At 46.9% G+C, this 3,092-nt stretch carries 5 protein-coding genes; 2 read left to right on the top strand and 3 right to left on the bottom strand.

Going from position 1 to position 3,092, the window contains the following annotated elements:
- Both OEV79_12480 and OEV79_12475 read left to right on the top strand, forming a co-directional pair.
- A partial coding sequence (locus tag OEV79_12480; GenBank protein ID MDH4212252.1) for a (4Fe-4S)-binding protein occupies positions 1 to 503 on the top strand: 503 nt, incomplete at its 5' end.
- Positions 504 to 528: 25 nt separating this feature from the next.
- Positions 529 to 1,143 carry a hypothetical protein gene (locus OEV79_12475; GenBank protein ID MDH4212251.1) on the top strand — a complete coding sequence of 205 codons (615 nt, stop codon included), beginning with the start codon at positions 529 to 531 and terminating at the stop codon, positions 1,141 to 1,143.
- Between the two features lie 92 nt (positions 1,144 to 1,235).
- Here the strand turns inward: OEV79_12475 and OEV79_12470 are convergent, their stop codons facing one another.
- The 3 genes from OEV79_12470 to OEV79_12460 all read right to left on the bottom strand — a co-directional run.
- Positions 1,236 to 1,382, bottom strand: coding sequence for a hypothetical protein (locus OEV79_12470; GenBank protein ID MDH4212250.1), 147 nt, complete (start codon positions 1,380 to 1,382; stop codon positions 1,236 to 1,238).
- A gap of 108 nt (positions 1,383 to 1,490) precedes the next feature.
- Positions 1,491 to 2,840, bottom strand: a complete 1,350-nt coding sequence (locus OEV79_12465; protein MDH4212249.1) for a S41 family peptidase — start codon at positions 2,838 to 2,840, stop codon at positions 1,491 to 1,493.
- Positions 2,841 to 2,869: 29 nt separating this feature from the next.
- Positions 2,870 to 3,092, bottom strand: a 223-nt coding sequence (locus OEV79_12460) for an MgtC/SapB family protein (GenBank protein MDH4212248.1), incomplete at its 5' end; no start/stop codon positions are given.

Genomic DNA, 3,092 nt, shown 5'->3' with positions numbered 1-3,092 from the left:
AGTGGTACGTATCTGATACGAAGTACGGTCCGTTTGCCCACGCCAAACTTGGCATTGCTGAAGCAAACTCAGGCAGACTGGTTACAAGGATCAGGAAGGCAGCACAGGAGATAGCAGACAAGGAGCGACTCGACTATGTTATTAACGATGGTCCACCAGGGATCGGTTGTCCGGTAATAGCCTCGTTGTCAGTTGTGGATCTTGCACTCATCGTTACGGAACCGACGGTTGCTGGAATTCATGATATGGAACGTATCGCAGATGTGGCGGCTCAATTTTCAGTACCGACTAAGGTGGTCATCAATAAATATGACATAAACCTGGATAACAGCAGTTCGATAGAAGATATTTGTGGCAGAAAGAACATCGAGGTTATAGCGCACTTGCCGTTTTCTGAGAAATTTGTAGAATCGATGGTAAATGGAATTCCCATGCCTGAGTATGTGGATAATGGGATAACCGAGCAGATAAGAACTCTATGGCGAAAAGTAGCAATAGTGTGAGCTGGTGCAGCGTAGGAACATATCAATGTTAGCCAGAGTATTTTGTGAGCTCAAACATCATGCGCCATTCACGGCACTTGGGACCTTATCCGGGATCGCGGTAATGTTTGTTTTTACGTATGCACGTATGCCACGTAGTCTGTCCAATGGTCTATTTTGGTCCTTGCATCCGGGCCATGTTTTGTTGAGCGCTTTCGTCACGACTGCCTTGTATAGGCGTAGCACACGGGCAGGCTTCCTTCTCAACTTTGTGGTCGGATATGTGGGTTCGGTCGGCATTGCTTCGCTGAGTGATTCGCTTATACCTTTTACTGGAGAGTTACTCTTGGGTCTGCCCTACAGGGGCATCCACTTGGGTTTTGTAGAAAAATGGTGGCTTGTGAATCCTCTGGTGATAATCGGTATCACCGCGGGATATTTATGGCCGAAGACTTATCTCCCGCATGCCGGTCACGTCTTCCTCAGTACGTGGGCATCTTTATTCCATATGACCATGGCGCTTGGAGATAGTGTGACTCCACTCCAACTTGTTGTGATACCAGTATTCCTTTTCCTTGCGGTCTGGCTTCCTTGCTGTACGAGCGATATTGTGTTTCCACTCCTTTTTGTCACAAGAAGAAGTCCAGAAGACCGGATGTGAACAACACCGAATAGTCGTCTGTGTACATATTTTGATAGTACTCTGGTTATGCCCTCAGGCAAATATATTTGTATTTGTTATGGATTGTATTCTTATTCCTCTGTTTTTCTCCGGTCGTCTCCCGACCTTCGATCCTTACCGCTTCTGCGTTCCGGCCCTTTGTAGTTAGGATCATGAGACTTCCTGCGTTCTTTTCCTGCCCTGCGTTCTTCTCCGGAACGGCGTTCTTTCTTATCCATAGATTATTCCTCCCTTTTAAACAACAAATGCTGCGAAAGTCTGCTACATAGCGTGGGCTATTATATAGCGGAAATCAACATTATGTCAAGTGATACCGTGCTCATGGACTATTTTGTTCTTTTGGAAACGTCCTTTCTGCCGTCGTCATATATTCCTACTAATTCAGTTGCGTTTCCTTTTTTGTCAGTGGTCATTTCAATCCTGAAATAATCCAACCCCTCTAAGGCAAAGAGATTGTCCTTCAGTGGGATCAATCTGTATTCTGGCCCGGTGCGTCGATAGAAGAGTTCGCCGTTTTCAAAAATGATCTTTCGTTCACCGTACTCCCCGGCATATTTTTCCATTAATTCTTCATTGATTGTTACCGGTTCGATTTTTGCTCTTGCATCGTCGATCGCCCAGGTTATGCGGGATTTTTGATCATTATCTTTGGTCATTTTCAGAATTCGTTCCAGCGCCATCAAGTATGCCTTGTCGAAGGCTTGAGCGCCTGGAATGGCTATGTCCGGCTCAACGCCTGTACCCTCCCAGCCTGTTCCGGTGATGGGATTTATCGGTCTGCGTACGGGCAGGTGCATGACAAAACTCTTCTGTATGACTTCGATATCGACATTATGCCCCGAACCAACTGTTGTTTCGCCGATTATCACGGCACGACCGAGTGCTTTCATGTTATGTGTGAATTCCTCTGCTGCCGAGCCGGTGTATCCATCGGTCAAGATATATAGATCCGTGTCGAACATACGCTTGCCCGGAACGTATGGGATAGTCCAGTATTGCTCGATTTTTCCATCGTACACCTGTTCCAGAGTGTTCAGGTGTGTCCTGCCTTGCTCTCCACCTCTAACAAAGTAACTGCTGAGCATTTGTACCATAGCCGGTTCGCCGCCCGGCGTATCCCTGAGATCTATTATGACCGCATCCGCATTAGCAAGGAAATTCATGGCGGCAACCGCGGTTGCTCCAGCATAGTCGGGGTTGGAAAAATATCGCAGGTCCAGATATCCGACATTGCCCTTCAGTATTTCTAGTTTTGTGAAGCCAAAATTTGTCAGCCGTTCTTTCTCAGCCATTGCCTTATTTGCTTTTTCGATTTCCTCGAGGGATTGACTTTTTTCAGCAGTGACCAACTTAGCCCGTTCTGGATTGTATTCGATGTAAAAGTGATTATCATTGCTGCTTTTGCGGAGATCTGCCGAGAGTGCGCTGGCGAACTCCGCGGGACTGTGTAGTGTATCATAAGAACCGTCCTTGAATCTTTTATTCAGATAGTCTGCCAATTGGTGCGCAATATCTCGTATCACGTATCTTTCGATGATTAAGCCATTAACGCTTTCGATGACATCCTTCTTGGCATTGGAATCCATCTTCATTTCTTTGGTCTCACCGCCGGCTATTTGTGCGATAAAGAAAAACATGGCGACTAATAAGTACTTGTTTCTTCTGTTATTGTGCATCATGTGGGCTCCTCCCTAACATTTCTGTTCTATTTCTTACTTATGAGTCTTTCAACGATTCCGAGAATTCTGAGTACGATGAGCACCGAGACGCAGGCGATAATTGCCAGTATGTAATAACCCGCGCCGACGGCCAGTCCGAGTCCGCTGGCGAGCCAGATCGTTGCCGCCGTGGTCAGACCATAAACCTCACCCCTCGCGCGGATGATTGCGCCGGCACCCAGAAAACCAATTCCCGTTACTACGCCGGCG

The organism is candidate division WOR-3 bacterium (genome assembly GCA_029858255.1).
Classification (GTDB): Bacteria; Hydrothermota; Tepidihabitantia; order SM23-42; family SM23-42; genus SM23-42.
Note: the sequence above shows the minus strand (reverse complement) of the source record. Positions and strands in the feature narration are given on the sequence as shown.